This window comes from Streptomyces sp. NPDC050528, from assembly GCF_044457795.1.
Taxonomy (GTDB): Bacteria; Actinomycetota; Actinomycetes; order Streptomycetales; family Streptomycetaceae; genus Streptomyces.
Genome location: NZ_JBITHH010000001.1, coordinates 833,460 through 851,948 on the forward strand (window position 1 = coordinate 833,460; position 18,489 = coordinate 851,948).

Sequence of the window (18,489 nt, forward strand, 5' to 3'; positions counted from 1 at the left end):
GGGGACCGGGGGTGAGACCGGTCCTTCGGATATGCAAGTACAGCACGGAATCAGGGCCTTCGAGAAGGCCCCCTGTTCCCGTGTCTAAGAACCTATGGGGATTGCTGGGGCATGCGCAAACTATTTTCTCGACGAGTTTGAATCAGTCCTCCCCGACACCCTCCGCAGGCTCCTGACCGCCGCAGATGGCCAGGACGTCGGCCCCGTAGCGGTTGAGCTTGCGGACGCCGACGCCGGGGATCCGCGCGAGTTCGCCGTCGTCGTCGGGGACGGTCTCGGCGATGGCCATCAGCGTCTTGTCGGTGAAGACGCAGAAGGCGGGCTGACCGCTGCGCTGCGCCTGGACCTCCCGCCACTCGCGCAACCGCTCGTAGAGGCCCTCGTCCATGTCCGAGGGGCAGTCGTCGCAGCGCATCAGCTTCATCTCACCGGCCTCGGTGAGGGTGCGGCCGCAGACCCGGCAGCGGGCCACGGTGCGCTGGGTCCGCCGTGGGACGGCTTTGGGGCCGCCGCCCGTGAAGCCGCGCTCGATGCCTCCGGGGGCGACCGTGCCGGGTCTGGCCGCACCGCCGGTCGAGCCGGGGCGCAGGCCGTCCAGGAAGCGGCTGGGGCGGCGGTTGGGGCGGCCGCCGGGTGAGCGGGAGAGGGCCCAGGAGACGTGGAGCCGCTCTCTGGCGCGGGTGACGCCGACGTAGAGGAGGCGGCGCTCCTCCTCGATCTGTTCGTCGGTCTTCGCGTAGGTGATGGGCATCATGCCCTCGGCGACGCCGACCAGGAAGACGACGTCCCACTCCAGGCCCTTGGCCGAGTGCAGGGAGGCGAGGGTGACGCCCTGGACGGTCGGGGCGTGCTGGGCGTTGGCCCGCTCGTCGAGTTCGGCGACCAGGTCGCCGAGGGTGGCCCCGGGTTTGGCGGCGGCGAAGTCCTGGGCGAGGTTGACCAGGGCGGCCAGCGACTCCCAGCGCTCTCTGACGGCGCCGGAGCCGGCCGGGGGCTCGGTGGTCCAGCCCTCGCCGGAGAGGACGGCACGGACCTGGGAAGGCAGGTCGATGACGTCGTCCAGGAGGGAGTCGTTGCCCCCGAAGCGGGCCGCGCCGCGCAGGGCGATGCCGGCCTTGCGGACCTCGGGGCGGTCGAAGAACCGCTCGGCGCCCCGCAGTTGGTAGGGGACCCCGGCGTCGGCGAGGGCCTGTTCGTAGGTCTCGGACTGGGAGTTCGTGCGGACCAGGATCGCGATCTCGCTCGCCGGGACGCCCGCGTCCATGAGGTCGCGGATGCGGCGGGCGGCGCCCTCGGCCTCGGCGGGCTCGTCGGTGTACTCGACGTAGACGGGCTCGGGGCCCGCGGCGCGCTGGGAGATCAGCTCCAGCCGGTGGTCGGCGGCGCGGCCGCGGGCCTGGGAGAGCAGGCCGTTGGCGAGGTGGACGACCTGGGGTGTGGAGCGGTAGTCGCGGACCAGCTTGACGACGGTGGCGCCGGGGTGGCGGGTGCGGAAGTCGAGCAGGTGGTCCGGCGTCGCTCCGGTGAAGGAGTAGATCGTCTGGCTGGCGTCCCCGACGACGCACAGGTTGTCGCGGTCGCCCAGCCACAGCTCCAGGAGGCGCTGCTGGAGCGGGCTGACGTCCTGGTACTCGTCGACCACGAAGTGCTGGTACTGCGAGCGGACCTGTTCGGCGATGTCGTGCCGGTCCTGGAGAACGGCGACGGTGAGCAGCAGGACGTCCTCGAAGTCGATGACCGCGCGGTCGCGCTTGACGTCCTCGTAGGTGGCGTAGAGCTGGGCGATCTCGGCGGGGGCGCGGGGAACGTCGCGGCCCGCCTTGGCCGCCGCGGCCGCGTAGTCGGAGGGGACGGTCTGGGTGACCTTGGACCACTCGATCTCGGCGGTGACGTCCCGCAGTTCGCCGCGGTCGAGACGGATGCGGCAGGCGGCGGCCGCGTCGGCGACGAGCTGGATCTTGCGGTCGACGAGCCGGGGCATGCCGCCGCCGATCGCTTTCGGCCAGAAGTACTGGAGCTGGCGCAGCGCGGCCGAGTGGAACGTCCGGGCCTGGACTCCGGTGGCGCCGAGCTGCCGCAGCCGGCCGCGCATCTCGCCGGCGGCGCGGTTGGTGAAGGTGACGGCCAGCACGCTGGAGGACTGCAGGACCCCGGCGCGCACTCCGTAGGCGATCCGGTGGGTGATCGCCCGTGTCTTGCCCGTGCCGGCGCCCGCCAGCACGCACACCGGACCGCGCAGGGCGGTCGCCACCTCGCGTTGCTCGGGGTCGAGTCCTTCGAGCACCGCGTCGGCCGAGTCCGGTACCTGCGGGAAGAGGGAGGAGTGCGTTGCTGCTGTCACACGGCCATGCTGCCAGGTCGCCGGAGACAGGTGAGTCGGTTGTCCACAGGCAGGCACCCGCAGTCGTACTAATGCGGCAGGCGTCACGGGCCGCGGGACGTCCCCGGCGGGAATGGGGGCCGTGTCGCGTACGTTTCCACCACTGCGAGGTCGTATCCCCCGAGCTGTTGAGGAGCGCGAGAGAATGTCGGGCACTGTGACGATGTACAGCACCACCTGGTGCGGTTACTGCCGTCGGCTGAAGAGCCAGATGGACCGCGAGGGAATCGCGTACAACGAGATCAACATCGAGCAGGACCCGGCTTCGGCGGCGTTCGTCGAGAAGGCGAATGGCGGGAATCAGACGGTGCCCACCGTTCTCGTCATTCCCTCCCAGGGCGGCTCCGAGGTCGTCATGACGAACCCGAGCCTTGCCCAGGTGAAGCAGGCACTCGGCGCCTGAACGGCGGTCGGCGCACGCAGCTCCGAAGAGGGCGGCCCCTGACATCAGGGGCCGCCCTCTTCGTCGTTCTCCTCACGCGGCCGGTTTGTCCCACACGACCACGTAGCGCCACAGCAGCCGTCGTCGGAACCGGGCCCCCGGCAACAGGTGCCGGACGGCTTCGCGAGCCTCTCCCCAGCTCATGGCCGAGTCCTCGATCGGCATGCCGACGGGGCCGAGTTTCCCGCCGTTCCGTCGTGTCAGGAACCGGCTCACGGGCAGTCCACAACCGCTGATCACCCAGTCCAGGAGCGTGCGGTTGTACGCCATGCCGACGATCACCAGTCGGCCGCCGGGGGCCAGCAGGCGCAGCAGCCGTCCCACCGCGTCCTCGAAGTCCGTGTGGTGGACGACGGCGACCGCGCTGACGAAGTCGTAGGTGCCGTCGTCGAGTGAGGTGTCGTCGAGGAAATCGGCCTCTACGAAGGTGACGTTTTCCGGCGGCGTGTCCGCGCGGGCGAGCCGGATCATCTGGGGCGAGCGGTCCACGCCCGTCACGGACTCGGCCCTGCTCGCCAGTTTGCGGGCGAGCAGGCCGTCTCCGCAGCCGACGTCCAGGGCGGCACGGCAGCCGTCGGGCACGGCGTCCACCACCACGGGGTGGTAGTGGACGTTGTGGTTCCAGTACGGGTCGGTCATCCGTGCCCCGGGCCTCCGCGCCCCCCGGTCGCCTCAGACGAACGTTCGCGTCGGCAGCGGCTTGCCGTACCAGAGCTCGATCAGGCGGGCCGCGATCGAGATGCCGTACGGGGGCAGTACTTCTTCGGACTCGAAGGCCGCGCGGAGTTCCTCGCGGGAGAACCAGCGGGCCTCGTGGATCTCGTCGCCGTCGACGTTGATGTCGGTCGAGGTGGCGCGGGCCATGAAGCCCAGCATCAGGCTGGACGGGAACGGCCAGGGCTGGCTGGCGACGTACTCGACGTGGCCGACGGTGATGCCGGCCTCCTCGAAGACCTCGCGGCGCACCGACTGCTCGATGGACTCGCCGGGCTCCACGAAGCCGGCGAGCGTCGAGAAGCGGCCCTCCGGCCAGTGGACCTGGCGGCCGAGCAGGATGCGGTCCTCCTCGTCGGTGACGGCCATGATCACGGCGGGGTCGGTGCGCGGGTAGTGCTCGGCGCCGCAGGCGGGGCAGCGGCGGATGTGGCCGGCTGCGGCGATCACCGTGCGCTCGCCGCAGCGGGAGCAGAAGCGGTGCAGGCGCTGCCAGTTCTCCAGGGCAACGGCGTGCACCATGAGGCCCACGTCCCGGGGCGACAGCAGCAGGCCCGCCTCGCGCAGGCCCGCGGGGCGCGCCGACTGGTCGATACGGCCGGGAAGGGCGTCCTTCTGGAGGGCGAAGTAGCTGACGCCGTCGTCGTCGGTGCCCAGGAAGTAGCGGTGGGCCTCGGTGAGGGGGGCTTCGAAGGACGGGGTCATGACGAGTTCGGTCTTGCCGTCGGGTGTCTCGTCGATGAGGGCCTGGCCGCCGGAGACCACGAAGCAGCGGGTGGTGGGGTGGCTCCACGCCGCGGCGAGCCAGGCCTCGTCGAGCCGGTGGTGGGCGGCTCGGTCGATGCCGCTCGGGGCGGTGAGCGAGATGGGTCGGTCGGCTGTGTGGTCGGTCCAGGTGGTCACGGGTGCTTCCAACTCCCCCGGCAATGCGGATTGTTTCGGCGGGCGGTTCAGCGGGACGTACGGCAGGAGGCGACCGGGTCCGGCGGGGACGGGGTGTGCGGGGCGGTTCTTCCAGTGTGCCCCGCGCGCGTGGCCGTTCCGGTCGCGCGGGTTCGTCAGGGCGCTCGGCGCCAGGTGTCGGCGAGGTCTCCCCACAGGTGGGCGGTGGTTTCGACGCCCTTCAGGAGGAGGTCGAGTTCGACCTTCTCGTTCGGGGCGTGCCAGCCGTCGGAGGGGACGGAGATGCCCAGGAAGAGGACGGGTGCCCCGAGGACTTCCTGGAGGTCGGCGGCCGGTCCCGAACCGCCCTCGCGGGTGAAGAGGACCGGTTTCTCGAAGGCTTGGGCCATCGCGCGGACGACGGACTGCAGGGCCGGGTGGTCCAGGGGCGTCAGGCACGGGCGCGTGGCCGCGCTGAAGGTGATCTCCTGGCGGATTCCGTCGGGCACCTGCTGGGCGGCCCAGGCTCGGACGACCGTCTCGATGTGGTCGGGGTCCTGTCCCGCGACCAGCCTGAACGACAGCTTCACCATGGCCGAGGACGGGATGATCGTCTTGCTGCCCGGGCCCTGGTAGCCGCCGCCGATGCCGTTGACCTCGGCGGTGGGGCGGGCCCAGACACGCTCCAGGGTGGTGTGTCCGGCCTCTCCGCGGGTGGCGTGCGACTTGGCGGTGCGCAGCCACTCCTTCTCGTCGAAGGGCAGCTCGGCGAAGAGCTCGCGCTCCTCGTCGGTGAGTTCGACGATGCCGTCGTAGAAGCCGGGGACGGCCACGCGTGCGTGCTCGTCGTGCAGCGCGGCCACCAGGCGGGCTGCGGCGGTCGCCGGGTTGGGCACGGCGCCGCCGAACGAGCCGGAGTGGATGTCCTGGTCGGGGCCGTGCAGCCGGATCTCGCACTCGGCGAGGCCGCGCATGCCGGTGCACACCGTGGGGGTGTCCTCGGACCACATGCCGGTGTCGGAGACGATCACGGCGTCGGCGGCGAGCCGGTCGGCGTGCTCCTCGACGAGCGCCCGGAAGTGCGGGGAGCCGGACTCCTCCTCACCCTCGACGATCAGCTTGAGGTGCACGGCCGGGGCGGTGCGGCCGGTGGCGGCGAGGTGGGCGCGGACGCCGAGTGTGTGGAAGAACACCTGCCCCTTGTCGTCGGCGGCCCCGCGCGCGTAGAGGCGGTTCTCGCGGACGACGGGCTCGAAGGGCTCGCTGTCCCAGCCGTCCTCGCGGGCGGCGGGCTGGACGTCGTGATGGCCGTAGACGAGGACCGTGGGTGCCTCGGGGTCGTCGGAGGGCCACTCGGCGAAGACGGCGGGGGCGCCCGGGGTCGGCCAGACCTCGACGGCGGGGAAGCCGGTCTCCCGGAGTGCGGCGGCGAGCCAGTCCGCGCTGCGCCGGACGTCGGGCGCGTGGTCGGGCTGCGCCGACACGGACGGGATGCGCAGCCACTCGGCGAGGTCGTCGAGGAAGGCTGCGCGGTGCTGCTCGATGTACGTGCGGACCGCGCTGACGGCACTGTCAACGGTGTGGCTCATGGTCACGAGCCTATCGGCCCGCACTGACATCCTCGGTGGGCGGTTCCTCACAGTTTGCTTGCGCGCCCGGCTCCTCCAGCAGCAGCCGCTCCAGCGCGGCCCGGTCCGGCAGGTTCTCCGGCCGTACGACCTCGCCGCCGCGCACGTACAGGAACGCGGCCGTGACCGCCTCCAGGGGCACGCCCTGCCGCTCGGCCCAGGCCAGCCGGTAGATCGCGAGCTGGAGCGGGTCGGCGGCGCGGGTACGGCTGGTCTTCCAGTCGAGGATCTCGTAGGTCGCCTCGTCGCCGTCGCCCTCCTTGTAGACGGCGTCGATACGGCCCCGTACGACGCGGCCGGCGATCGCGAGCTGGAAGGCGGTCTCGACGCGGTAGGGCGTGCGCCGGGCGTACTCGGTGCGTTCGAAGGCTTCCTTGAGTTCCTCCAGGTCGCGTTCGTCGGCGATCTCGGCCTCGCTGCCGGGCAGTTCGTCCGGCTCCAGCATGGGCAGGGTCAGCTCTTCGAAGCGTGATTCCACCCAGGCGTGGAAGCGGGTGCCCCTGCGTGCGGCGGGTTGCGGTGGGCGTGGCAGGGGGCGCGCGAGTTCCTGCGCGAGCGCGTCCGGGTCGGCGGCCAGGAGCAGCAACTGGGTGGCCGTGAGGGAGGCCGGCAGGGGTACGTCGGTGACGCCTCGGCGGGCGCGCAGGAGTTCGCCGGTGAGGGCGTCCAGGTCGCGGTCCCAGGAGTCGATGGCGCGGGCTTCCTCGGGGGTGAGGGGCGTGCCGAGCGGATCCGCGAGGTGCGGGCGTGCGCTCCCTGGCGCACTGGAGTGCTCGGCCGCGTGCGGGGCCGTCGCCTGGTGCGGGACGGTCGGGCGGTCCGTGTTCCAGGCGTCCCAGTCGGCGGGGTCGTCCGCAGGGAGGCCGTCTTCGGCTTCGACTGCCGTCTCGGGGAGGGACTCCTCGTAGGGAGGCTCCTCGAAAGGGGGCTCTTCGTAAGGAGGTTCGTCGTCCTCGGGTGGCGGTGGCCAGTCCGGGTCGTCGTGAACGGTGTTCGGGTCGTGTGCGGCCGCGGGGTGACCCTCGTCGTGGGAGGCGAGGTACTCCAAGTGGTTCATGACCAGCTTGGCGGCCTTGTGGCGGTGGGCCATCGCCGCGTCGTCCAGGGGCAGCGGCCAGGCCTGGTCGGCGGTGGCCGTGTGCAGGGCGGGGTTCTCCGCGCCCTCCTCGGGTTCGTCCGCCCAGGCCTCGATCTCGCCATACCCGGCCGTGCAGTGGTCGTACAGGGCCTGGAGGAAGTCGGAGGGGCCGCGGGGCTTCTTCTGGGTGGGGCCCCACCAGTGGCCGGAGCCGAGCAGCAGAGAGCGGGGGCGGGTGAAGGTGACGTAGCCGAGGCGGAGTTCCTCGGTGTGCTGGTGGTCCTTCATGGCCTCCTGGAAGGCCTTCAGGCCTCGGGAGTCCCAGGACGTGACGTCGGGCAGGGTGGCGGTGTCGCCGCGCAGCGCGTGCGGCAGGACCTTGCCCTGGGCGGTCCACTTCTCGCGGCCCTGGCTGCTGGGGAAGGTCCCGGTGACCAGGCCGGGGACGGCCACGACGTCCCACTCCAGGCCCTTGGACTTGTGCGCGGTGAGGACCTTGACGGTGTTCTCGCCGCCCGGGAGGGCGTTGTCGAGGCCCTTCTCGTACTGGGCGGCGGTGCGCAGGAAGCCGAGGAAGGCGAGCAGGGTCGCCTCGCCGTCGCCCGCGGCGAAGGAGGCGGCGACGTCCAGGAAGTTCGACAGGGTCTCGCGGCGGCGGGCGGCCAGGGCGTGCGGGGACGCCGCCAGTTCGACCTCCAGGCCGGTGACGGCCAGGACGCGGTGCAGGACGTCCATCAGGGGGTCGGAGAGGGAGCGGCGCAGGTCGCGGAGTTCGGTGGCCAGGTGGGCGAAGCGCACGCGCGCGTCCGGTGAGAAGGGCAGCCCGTCGTCGTCCCCGGCGCGGTCGGCGCCGTAGAGGGGTGTCTCCAGGAACGTGTCGAGGGCGTCGGCGAGCGATATCACCTCGGAGGGGTCGACCCCCTCGACGGCTTCGGCGAGCCGGCGGTCGGGGTCTTCGTCGTCGCCCACGCGTGTGTGCGCCACGAGGAGCCGGGCGCGTCGGCCCAGGAGGGCGAGGTCGCGCGGGCCGATGCGCCAGCGGGGGCCGGTCAGCAGCCGGACCAGGGAGGCGTTGGCGCCGGGGTCCTGGAGGACTTCGCAGACGGCGACGAGGTCGGCGACCTCGGGCAGGTGCAGCAGGCCGGAGAGGCCGACCACCTCGACCGGGATGTCGCGGGCCACGAGGGCGCCCTGGATCTCGGCGAAATCGCCGGCTGTGCGGCACAGGACGGCGATCTCGCCCGGTGCCTTCCCGGTCCGTACGAGGTGGGCGATGGAGTCGGCGAGCCAGTCGATCTCCTCGGCGTGGGTGGGCAGCAGCGCGCAGCGGACCATGCCGTCACGCTCGGCGCCGGGGGCCGGGCGGAGGGCCTCCACGCCCGCGTGCATGGCGCGCAGGGGTTCCGCGAGGCCGTTGGCGAGGTCGAGGAGGCGGCCGCCGCTGCGGCGGTTCTCGCTGAGCGACTGGCGGGCGGCGAGGCGGCCGTCGGCGTGCGCGAAGTGCTCCGGGAAGTCGTCCAGGTTGGCGACCGACGCGCCGCGCCAGCCGTAGATCGCCTGGCAAGGGTCGCCGACCGCGGTCACCGGGTGGCCCGTCCCGGCGCCGAACAGGCCTGCCAGGAGGATGCGTTGGGCGACCGAGGTGTCCTGGTACTCGTCGAGCAGCACCACCCGGAACTCCTCGCGCAGGATCTCGCCGACCTCGGGACGGGTGCGCGCCAGGGTCGCCGAGAGGGCGATCTGGTCACCGAAGTCGAGCAGGTCGCGCTCGCGCTTGGCGGTCCGGTAGCGGCTCACCAGCTCGGTGAGTTCACGGCGCGCGGCGGCCGCCTCGGGGACCTTGCGCAGCTCGGCGTTGCTGAGCTTGCGGCCCTCCAGGTCGCGCAGCAGCTCGGCGTCGTAGGCGCGCAACTCCTCGGGGCGTACGAGGTGTTCGGACAGCTCGCCGTCGAGGGTGAGGAGGTCGCTGACGAGGTCAGGGAAGGAGCGGGTGAGCGCCGGGTAGGGGCCGGGGGCCTCGCGCAGCACGCGCGCGGCGAGCTGGAAGCGGGTGGCGTCGGCGAGCAGACGGGCCGTCGGTTCGAGTCCGATCCGCAGGCCGTGGTCGGTCAACAGGCGGCCCGCGAAGGCGTGGTACGTCGAGATCACGGGCTCGCCCGGGGGGTTGTCCGGGTCGATGACGTCGGGGTCGGTGACGCCCGCCTTGATGAGCGCCTTGCGGACGCGCTCGGCGAGTTCACCGGCGGCCTTGTTGGTGAAGGTCAGGCCGAGGACCTGCTCGGGGGCGACCTGGCCGGTGCCGACCAGCCACACCACGCGGGCCGCCATCACCGTCGTCTTGCCCGACCCGGCTCCGGCCACGATCACCTGCGGGGCGGGCGGCGCGATGATGCAGGCCGTCTGCTCCGGGGTGAAGGGGATGCCGAGGAGCTCCTTGAGCTGATCGGGATCGGTGATACGGGCGGGCATGTCGGGAAGGCTAGCGGCGGCCACTGACAGTCGAGGACCAATCGCCCTCAGGGGCAGAAGAAGCGCAGGTCAGCACATGTGGTGCGATACGTCACCCGAGTTACTCGACCACGTGTCGTCCCTCGGGCCGCGCGCTGCACGAGGCCCGGAACGCGCAGTGCGCGCAGTGCTGCCCGGCCGTCGGTGTGAACCGTTCGTCAAGAACCTTGCCCGCGGCCGTGGCCAGCAGCTCACCGGCCCACTCCCCCTCCAGGGGCTCCTGGGCCTGCACCTTGGGTACCGTCTCGCCGCCGTCCCGTTGCGCGGCGCCCTGGCGCAGCTGGACGAGTTCGGCGCCGCCCGGTTCGGGACGCACCCCGTCGAAGGCCTCGTCCACGGCGCCCTCGCGGACCGCCAGCTGGTAGACGGCGAGTTGGGGGTGGCGCTCCACTTCGCGGGCGGTCGGCGTCTGCTTGCCGGTCTTGAAGTCGACGACGTAGGCCCGCCCTTCGCCGTCGGCCTCGACTCGGTCCATGGAGCCGCGAATGCGCACTTCGTAGTCGCCCGCTTCGAGGGTGACGTCGAAGTCGTGCTCACTGGCGACGGGCGTACGGCCGGTGCGGATGCCGTTCGAGTCGACGTGCCACTTCAGGAAGCGTTCGAGCGCCACGCGCGCGTTGTCCTTCTCCTGCGCCGACTTCCAGGGCGCGTCGAAGGCGAGCGCGTTCCACACGGTGTCGAGGCGCTCCATGAGGACGTCGAGGTCGGCCGGGGTGCGTCCGGAGGCGACCTCGTCGGCGAGGACGTGCACTACGTTCCCGAAGCCCTGGGCGGCGGTCGCGGGCGCGTCGGCCTTCACCTCACGGCCCAGGAACCATTGCAGGGCACAGGTGTTGGCGAGCTGGTCGAGGGCGCTTCCGGAAAGCACGACGGGCTGGTCGCGGTCGCGCAGCGGCACCTTGCTCTCGGTCGGCTCGTACATGCCCCACCAGCGGTACGGGTGCGCGGACGGGACCAGCGGGCGGCCCTCCTCGTCGGCGAGCGCGGCCAGCTTGGCCAGCCGGCGCGCGGCGGCCTCCCTGAGCACGTCGGACACGCGCGGGTCGACGGTCGTGGCGCGCAACTCGGCGACCAGGGCCGCGACCGACAGCGGGCGGCGCGGGCGGCCGGTGACGTCCTTGGGCTCGACGCCGAGTTCGGTGAGGAAGCGGGAGGGCTGGTCGCCGTCGTCCGCGGGTGCCTTCACCGCGGTGACGACGAGGCGCTCACGCGCGCGTGTGGCGGCGACGTAGAACAGACGGCGTTCCTCGGCGAGCAGGGCCCCCGGGGTGAGCGGTTCGGCGAGTCCGTCGCGGCCGATGCGGTCGGCCTCCAGGAGGGAACCGCGGCGGCGCAGGTCCGGCCACAGGCCCTCCTGGACGCCGGCCACGACGACCAGGCGCCACTCCAGGCCCTTGGAACGGTGGGCGGTCATCAGGCGCACGGCGTCGGGGCGTACGGCACGCCGGGTGAGCGTGTCGGCGGCGATGTCCTCGGCGTCGATCTCCTCCAGGAAGTTGAGGGCGCCCCGGCCCCCGGTGCGCTCCTCCGCGCGGGCCGCGGTCGCGAACAGCGCGCACATCGCGTCCAGGTCGCGGTCCGCGTTGCGTCCGGCCGCGCCGCCACGCAGGGCGGCCCGCTCCAGGCGCGCGGGCCACGGTGTGCCCTGCCAGAGGTCCCACAGCGCCTCCTCGGCCGTACCGCCGCCCGCCAGGCGCTCCCGTGCCTTGCGCAGCAGCGCGCCCAGGCGTTGGGCTCCCCGCGCGTACGTCGGGTCGTGCGCGACCAGCCGCTCCGGCTCGGCGAGCGCCCGCGTGAGCAGCTCGTCCGAGGGCGGCGGCACGGGGTTGCCACCAGCCCGCTCCTCCTCGCGCAACGCCCGGCCCAGACGTCGCAGATCGGCGGCGTCCATGGCGGCGAGGGGGGAAGCGAGCAGGGTGAGGGCGGTCTCGGTGTCGAGCCAGGAGGGGACGATGGGCTCCTCGGAGGCGGCTTCCGTAGCGGCCTGTTCACCGTCGGCCTCCGCCGTGGCCTGTTCACTGCCGGCTGCCGCAGCGGCCTGTTCGTCGTCGCTCTCCGCCACGGCGTCCACGTCGTCGGCCGTCTCCCCCGCGATTCCTCCGGCTTCGGTGTCGTCCTCGGGTCGTGCCGAAGCCTCCGCTGCCGCCACCGCCCGCAGGGCCGTCAGCAGGGGTGCCACCGCCGGTTCGTGGCGCAGGGGCAGGTCGTCGCCGTCGATGTCCAGGGGGACGCCGGCCGCCGTGAGGGCGCGGCGGATCGTGGGAATGGTCCGGGAGCCGGCGCGCACGAGGACGGCCATGTCGTTCCAGGGGACGCCGTCCTCCAGGTGTGCCCTCCGGAGGATGTCGGCGATGTTGTCCAGCTCCGTGCCGGACGTCGGGTAGGTGTACACCTCGACGCGGCCGCCGTCCCGTACCGGGGACAACTCGCGGTGGGCGCGCACCTTCTGGGCCGGGAGCCTGGTCAGGGGCATGCGCTGGGTGAGCAGGCGGGTGGCGGTCAGCAGGGCGGCGGCGGAGCGGCGGGACGTCCGGAGCACCTCTACGGGAGCCGGTCGGCCGCCCGCGCGCGGGAAGGCGTTCGGGAACTCCAGGATGCCGTTCACGTCGGCGCCCCGGAACGTGTAGATCGACTGGTCGGGGTCGCCGAAGGCGACCAGGGTGCGGCCGCCGCCGGCGAGGGCCTGCAGCAGGCGTACCTGGGCCGGGTCGGTGTCCTGGTACTCGTCGACGAACACAGCGTCGTACTGCGCGGCGAGCCGCTCGGCGACCTCGGGGCGGTGGGCGAGGAGCACCGCGCGGTGGACGAGTTCGGCGTAGTCGAGCACTCCTTGGAGGTCGAGTACGTCGAGGTACTCGGCGAGGAAGGCGGCGGCGGCGCGCCAGTCGGGGCGGCCGATGCGGCGGGCGAAGGCGTCCAGGGAGCCGGGGCCCAGGCCGAGTTCGCGGCTACGGGCGAGGACCGCGCGGACCTCGTCGGCGAAGCCCCGGGTGGTGAGGCAGGCCCGCAGTTCGTCCGGCCAGCGCACGTGCGCGAGGCCGAGCCGCTCCAGGCCGGGCTGGCCGGCGAGCAGTTCGCGTACGGCGACGTCCTGTTCGGGGCCGGACAACAGCCGTAGCGGCTCGACGAACAGGTCGGTGTCCTGGTGGGCGCGGACCAGGGCGTAGCAGAACGAGTGGAAGGTGGTGGCGCGGGGCGCGCGGGCGGCGCCGATGCGCAGGGCCATGCGGTCGCGGAGTTCGACGGCCGCCTTGCGGCTGAACGTCAGCACGAGGATCCGCGCGGGGTCACCTCCCCGGGCGATCCGCGCGGCGACGGACTCCACGAGGGTGGTGGTCTTGCCGGTGCCCGGACCTGCGAGGACGAGCAGTGGTCCGGCTTCGTGGTCAACCACCGAGCGCTGTGGCGCGTCCAGGTGAGGGGGAGCCGGCCGGGTCGGCGGGGTACGCACCAGTCGGTAAGCGCCACGGTTCCCCTGTCGCACCTGGGGGTGCGACAGGCGCCTGGTGGAGGAAGAGGAGCTCACGTGGTTCGCCGGTCCTGGTGGGTGTGCTGGTTGCCTGACCACCGCATGTGGAGTGCGGTGGCCGCGAGGTGAGGGGGACAGGTGCAGCCGACGCTACGCCGACGGGTCGCCGGGAAGCAGGACTTCCGCGCGTTCCCTCACGGCTCGCGCGACCCTCGCGTCCCTCGCCCCTCGAACGTACGGCATGCCACGGACGTGCCGGGTTTCCCCCGTACGGGCCACAGGTCGCCCCGGGGCGCGTCCGATGCCGGAAGCTGTCAGGTGTGACCGTCCGCGCGCTCGCCGCCGTCCCATCGCGCCCGTTTCATGTCGACGCGCGGCAGGTGACCCTCGGCGGATCTGCTCGCCTCTTTAAGAGGTGTGCCCTCCGCGCGGTAGTTGTCGAGCGCCCGCAGCTCGTGGCCGGGGAGCAGGGTCCCGTCCGCGCGGACGACCCGCCACCACGGAACGGCTCCTCCGTAGAGGGCCATCACACGGCCGACCTGGCGTGGGCCGCCCGCCTCCAGCCATTCGGCGACGTCCCCGTACGTCATGACACGCCCGGGCGGAATCCGTTCGGCCACGTCGAGGACCCGCTCCGCGTACTCGGGCAGCGCGTCGCCGTACTCGGGGCCGGTGTCGTCCGGAAGGCTCTCCTCGCTCATCCGCCCCATCCTGCCGCACCCCACCGACAATGCGACGCGCTGGCGACTGTGCGTATCCCTCGCCCCGAAGCGGCGCGTGGGGCAGACTGTGCGCCCCCGCATTTGCACCCTGATGCCCCCGTGTGTCGGTGGGGCATGCCACCATCGTGCGGGCGGTGACCGGTGATACGAGATCAAGAAGAGACGATGAAGCAGCAGGGTGTGCACCCCGAAGACGCGGAGGGCACCTCTGACGCTGCGTCGCGCCCGGACACCGCCGACGCCCACGAGCAGGACCCCTCGGAGGGCCCCGCCGAGACGCCCGCGCCCGGCCCCGTGCCCGGTCTCGACGACTGCGGCGACGACCCGCACGTCGAGGAAGTCGAGGGCGACGAACCGCTGCTCCCCGCGCGCGTGCACCGCCCTTCCGATCTCATGCGCCTCCTGGTGGGCTTTCTCGCGATCGTCGTACTGCTCGCGATCGCCGCGTTCGCGCACGGCACGACCTCGGGGCTCGAACAGGACATCAACAAGGGCACCGGGCAGGCGCCCGACCTCCTGATCAAGATCGCAGGACTGGCGTCCAGCATCGCCATCCTGCTGGTGCCGGTCGCCTTCGCGATCGAGCGGTTGATCAAGCGGGACGGGCTGCGCATCGCCGACGGCGTGCTCGCGGCGGTCCTCGCGCACGGAGTGACACTCGCCACGGACCTGTGGGTCGCCAAGGCCGCCCCGGGCTCCATCCAGGAGGCGCTCACCCAGCCCTCCCCCGGCGACATCCACGCCCTCACCGACCCGGTGCACGGCTATCTGGCGCCCGTCATCGCCTACATGACGGCCGTAGGCATGTCCCGGCGGCCGCGTTGGCGCTCCGTGCTGTGGATCGTGCTGCTGCTCGACGCCTTCTCGATGCTGGTCACCGGGTACACGACGCCGTTCTCGATCATCCTGACGGTGCTGATCGGCTGGACCGTCGCCTACGGGACGCTGTACGCGGTGGGTTCGCCGAACGTCCGTCCCACCGGGCGGACGCTGATGGCGGGCCTGCGGACGGTCGGTTTCCACCCCGTGGGGGCGGCCCGCGAGGAGTTCGTCGACACGGAGAACGGCGACCGCGGCCGGCGCTATTTCGTGACCCTGGAGGACGGTCCGCCGCTGGACGTCACTGTGGTCGACCGCGAACAGCAGGCCCAGGGGTTCTTCTACCGTGCGTGGCGCAATCTGACGCTGCGCGGCTTCGCGACCCGCAGCAGCCTCCAGTCGCTGCGCCAGGCGCTGGAGCAGGAGGCTCTGCTGGCGTACGCGGCGATCGCGGCGGGTGCCAACGCCCCGAAGCTGATCGCGACCTCGGAACTCGGCCCGGACGCCGTGATGCTCGTCTACGAGCACACCGGTGGGCGCACGCTCGACTCGCTCGGGGACGAGGAGATCACCGACGATCTGCTGCGCCTGACCTGGCACCAGGTGCAGGCGTTGCAGTCGCGGCGCATCGCCCACCGCAGGCTCGCCGGTGACGCGATTCTGGTGGATCGTTCCGGCACGGTGATCCTCACGGACCTGCGGGGCGGTGAGATCGCGGCCGGTGAGCTGCTGCTGCGCATGGACGTCGCCCAGTTGGTGACGACGATCGGTCTGCGGGTGGGTGCCGAGCGTGCGGTGGCCTCGGCGGTCGGTGTCCTCGGGCCCGACGCGGTGGCCGACTGTCTGCCGATGCTCCAGCCGATCGCGTTGTCGCGCTCCACGCGCGCGACGCTGCGCCGGCTGTCCCGGGAGCGGGCCCAGCGGGAGCGCGACGCGATCCTGGAGGCGTCCCGGCAGACCAGGCTGGCCCGCGCGGAGGAGGCCTCGGAGGGCTCCACGCCCGTACTGGAGAAGCCCGACAAGAAGGCTGTGCGCGCGGAGCAGCGGGCCGAGAAGCGGGCCATCGACGAGGCGTTGGACGAGGCGCGTGAGGAGGATCTGCTCACCCAGATCCGTCATCAGGTGCTGCTGATCAGACCGCAGGCGCACGTCGAACCGGCGCGTCTGGAGCGGGTGCGGCCGCGCACGTTGATCAGTTTCATCGCGGGCGCGATCGGCGCGTACTTCCTGCTGACGCAGCTCACGCACATCGAGTTCGGTCCGCTCGTCGCCAACGCCCAGTGGGGCTGGGTGGCCGCGGCCGTGCTGTTCTCGGCGCTGAGCTACTTCGCGGCGGCGATGGCCCTCCTGGGGTTCGTGCCGGAGCGGGTGCCGTTCCTGCGGGCCGTGGCGGCGCAGGTCGCCGGGTCGTTCGTGAAGATCGTGGCCCCGGCCGCGGTCGGCGGTGTCGCCCTGAACACGCGCTTTCTGCAGCGTGCCGGGGTGCGGCCCGGGCTCGCGGTGGCGAGTGTCGGCGCGTCGCAGCTGTTCGGCCTGGGCTGCCACATCCTGATGCTGCTGTCGTTCGGCTATCTGACCGGCACCGAGAAGACGCCGTCCCTGTCGCCGTCCCGGACGGTCATCGCCGGTCTGCTGACGGTGGCGGTGCTGGTGCTCGTGGTGACCTCGGTGCCGTTCCTGCGGAAGTTCCTCGTCACGCGCGTGCGGTCGCTTTTCGCGGGCGTCATCCCGCGCATGCTCGACGTGCTCCAGCGGCCGCAGAAGCTGGTCACCGGCATCGGCGGCATGCTGCTGCTGACGGCCTGCTTCGTGATGTGCCTTGACGCGTCGATCCGCGCGTTCGGCGACCAGTCGACGTCGCTCAGCCTGGCCAGCGTGGCGGTCGTCTTCCTCGCGGGCAACGCGCTCGGTTCCGCGGCCCCGACCCCGGGCGGTGTGGGCGCCGTTGAGGCGAGCCTGACCCTCGGTCTGATCGCCGTGGGCCTCCCCAAGGAGGTCGCCGCTCCGGCGGTGCTGCTGTACCGGCTGCTGACGCTGTGGATCCCGGTGCTGCCGGGCTGGCTGTTCTTCAACCACCTGTCCCGCAAGGGCTCCCTGTAGAGCACGATCACGTACGCACGTGGCGCACGCACGCGTGCCGCATCGCCTGGGTATGTGGCGCACGCACGCGTGCGTACCTCTTACGGCCCGCGCCCCGAGCGCACCGCCGCATACGACCCCAGGATGGGGTCATGCCGAACCCCTCCCGGCTGCGTGCCGCTGCCCTGACCGCCACCGTCGTCCTGCTGTCCGCCACGCTGGCGGGCTGCGGCGGCGACTCCAAGGACGAGGATCCGACGGCCCAGAAGCTGAGCTGGAAGGACTGTCCGGCCCCGTCCGAGTCGGAGGGCGGCGGTGCCGCGCCGTCGCCGCTGCCGAACGGCACCAAGTGGCAGTGCGCCACCATGAAGGCGCCGCTCGACTGGAGCAAGCCCAAGGGCGACACGATCGGACTCGCCCTGGTACGGGCGAAGGCGAGCGGCGACAAGAGCAAGCGGATCGGATCGCTCGTCTTCAACTTCGGCGGCCCCGGCGGCTCGGGCGTCACCACGCTGCCCGCGTTCGGCGAGGACTACGCGACCCTGCGCACCCGCTACGACCTGGTGAGCTTCGACCCGCGCGGAGTGGGCCGCAGCGCCGGCGTCGAGTGCGAGAGCGACTCCCAGCTCGACCAGTACTTCCAGCAGGACGCGACCCCGGACACCGCGGCCGAGCGCACCAAGCTGCTGGCCAACACCAAGCAGTTCAACGCGGCCTGCGAGAAGCACTCCAAGAAAATGCTCCCCCAGGTGCGCACCACCGACGCGGCCCACGACATGGACCTGATGCGCCAGGTCCTCGGCGACGACAAGCTGCACTACTTCGGCATTTCCTACGGCACTGAACTCGGCGGTGTCTACGCCCACTTGTTCCCCAAGCACGTGGGCCGCGCCGTCTTCGACGCGGTCGTCGACCCCACCCAGAACTCCGAACAGGGCTCCCTGGGACAGGCCAAGGGCTTCCAGCTCGCGCTCGACAACTTCGCCGACGACTGCACGTCGAAGACCACGGACTGCCCGATCGGCGACACCGCGCAGGACGTCAAGGACCGCATCGCCAAGCTACTCAAGAGCCTCGACAGCAAGCCGATCCCGGGCATCTTCCCGCGCCAGCTGACGCAGACGGCCGCCACGAACGGCATCGCGCAGGCGCTGTACTCGAAGGACTTCTGGGAGTACCTCACCGAAGGCCTCGAACAGGCCTACAGCGGTGACGGCAAGGTCCTCATGGCGTTGTCGGACTCGATGAACGGGCGCAGCGAGAACGGCGAGTACAGCAACATCACCGCGGCCAACATCGCCATCAACTGTGCCGACGACAAGCCGAGATACACCGCCGATTATGTGGAGCAGAAGCTTCCCGAGTTCCGGGCCGCCTCTCCCCTCTTCGGCGATTTCTTGGCCTGGGGCATGGTCAGCTGCACCGACTGGGCGGTGCCGGGCGCCGCCGACCATCCCGACGTGAGCGCGGCCGGGTCGGCGCCGATCCTCGTCGTGGGCAACACCGGTGACCCGGCCACGCCGTACGAGGGGGCGCGGAAGATGGTGGACGCGCTGGGCAAGGGTGTCGCGGTCGAGCTGACGTACAAGGGCCAGGGACATGGCGCGTACGACAGCAAGAACAAGTGCGTGCAGAACGCGGTGAACGGCTATCTGCTGAGCGGAAAAGTCCCGGCGGCCGGCACCGTCTGCTCCTGAAACCGCCCCCGAATTCCGAATAAAACCGCAGGTCAAAAGGTTATCCACAGGCCGTCACGGGCTCGGCCCGT

General features: G+C 71.9%; 10 protein-coding genes. 3 read left to right on the plus strand and 7 right to left on the minus strand.

Annotated elements, in window-relative coordinates:
• Window positions 1–142: 142 nt before the first annotated feature.
• Entirely contained in the window at window positions 143–2,341 is a 2,199-nt protein-coding gene (locus ACIBK4_RS03840; RefSeq protein ID WP_398991780.1) for an ATP-dependent DNA helicase UvrD2, read from the minus strand.
• 184 nt (window positions 2,342–2,525) lie between these two features.
• Here ACIBK4_RS03840 and ACIBK4_RS03845 point away from each other — a divergent pair, with 184 nt between their 5' ends.
• Window positions 2,526–2,783, plus strand: a complete 258-nt coding sequence (locus tag ACIBK4_RS03845) for a mycoredoxin (RefSeq protein WP_328679211.1) — start codon at window positions 2,526–2,528, stop codon at window positions 2,781–2,783.
• A gap of 72 nt (window positions 2,784–2,855) precedes the next feature.
• On the opposite strand, the gene ACIBK4_RS03850 is transcribed toward ACIBK4_RS03845, so the two are convergent.
• The 6 genes from ACIBK4_RS03850 to ACIBK4_RS03875 all read right to left on the minus strand — a co-directional run bounded on the left by ACIBK4_RS03850 (window position 2,856) and on the right by ACIBK4_RS03875 (window position 13,802).
• Window positions 2,856–3,461, minus strand: a complete 606-nt coding sequence (locus tag ACIBK4_RS03850; protein WP_398991782.1) for a class I SAM-dependent methyltransferase — start codon at window positions 3,459–3,461, stop codon at window positions 2,856–2,858.
• Between the two features lie 33 nt (window positions 3,462–3,494).
• Window positions 3,495–4,439 carry an NAD(+) diphosphatase gene (nudC, locus tag ACIBK4_RS03855; RefSeq protein ID WP_366433825.1) on the minus strand — a complete coding sequence of 315 codons (945 nt, stop codon included), beginning with the start codon at window positions 4,437–4,439 and terminating at the stop codon, window positions 3,495–3,497.
• A 155-nt stretch (window positions 4,440–4,594) separates the two neighbouring features.
• Window positions 4,595–6,007, minus strand: coding sequence for a dipeptidase (locus ACIBK4_RS03860; RefSeq protein ID WP_398991784.1), 1,413 nt, complete (start codon window positions 6,005–6,007; stop codon window positions 4,595–4,597).
• A gap of 10 nt (window positions 6,008–6,017) precedes the next feature.
• On the minus strand, window positions 6,018–9,593 hold the full coding sequence (locus ACIBK4_RS03865) for an ATP-dependent DNA helicase (protein WP_398991786.1): 3,576 nt from the start codon (window positions 9,591–9,593) through the stop codon (window positions 6,018–6,020).
• A gap of 100 nt (window positions 9,594–9,693) precedes the next feature.
• Entirely contained in the window at window positions 9,694–13,158 is a 3,465-nt protein-coding gene (locus tag ACIBK4_RS03870; protein ID WP_398991788.1) for an ATP-dependent helicase, read from the minus strand.
• Window positions 13,159–13,415: 257 nt separating this feature from the next.
• Entirely contained in the window at window positions 13,416–13,802 is a 387-nt protein-coding gene (locus ACIBK4_RS03875) for an MGMT family protein (RefSeq protein ID WP_398991791.1), read from the minus strand.
• A 186-nt stretch (window positions 13,803–13,988) separates the two neighbouring features.
• Between ACIBK4_RS03875 and ACIBK4_RS03880 the strand changes: the two genes are divergently transcribed.
• Together ACIBK4_RS03880 and ACIBK4_RS03885 are read left to right on the plus strand one after the other, a co-directional pair.
• Complete coding sequence (locus tag ACIBK4_RS03880; RefSeq protein ID WP_398991793.1) at window positions 13,989–16,742, plus strand: lysylphosphatidylglycerol synthase domain-containing protein; 2,754 nt, start codon at window positions 13,989–13,991, stop codon at window positions 16,740–16,742.
• A 131-nt stretch (window positions 16,743–16,873) separates the two neighbouring features.
• A complete protein-coding gene (locus ACIBK4_RS03885; RefSeq protein ID WP_398991796.1) occupies window positions 16,874–18,418 on the plus strand; it encodes an alpha/beta hydrolase in 1,545 nt (514 codons plus the stop codon).
• Window positions 18,419–18,489: the final 71 nt, after the last annotated feature.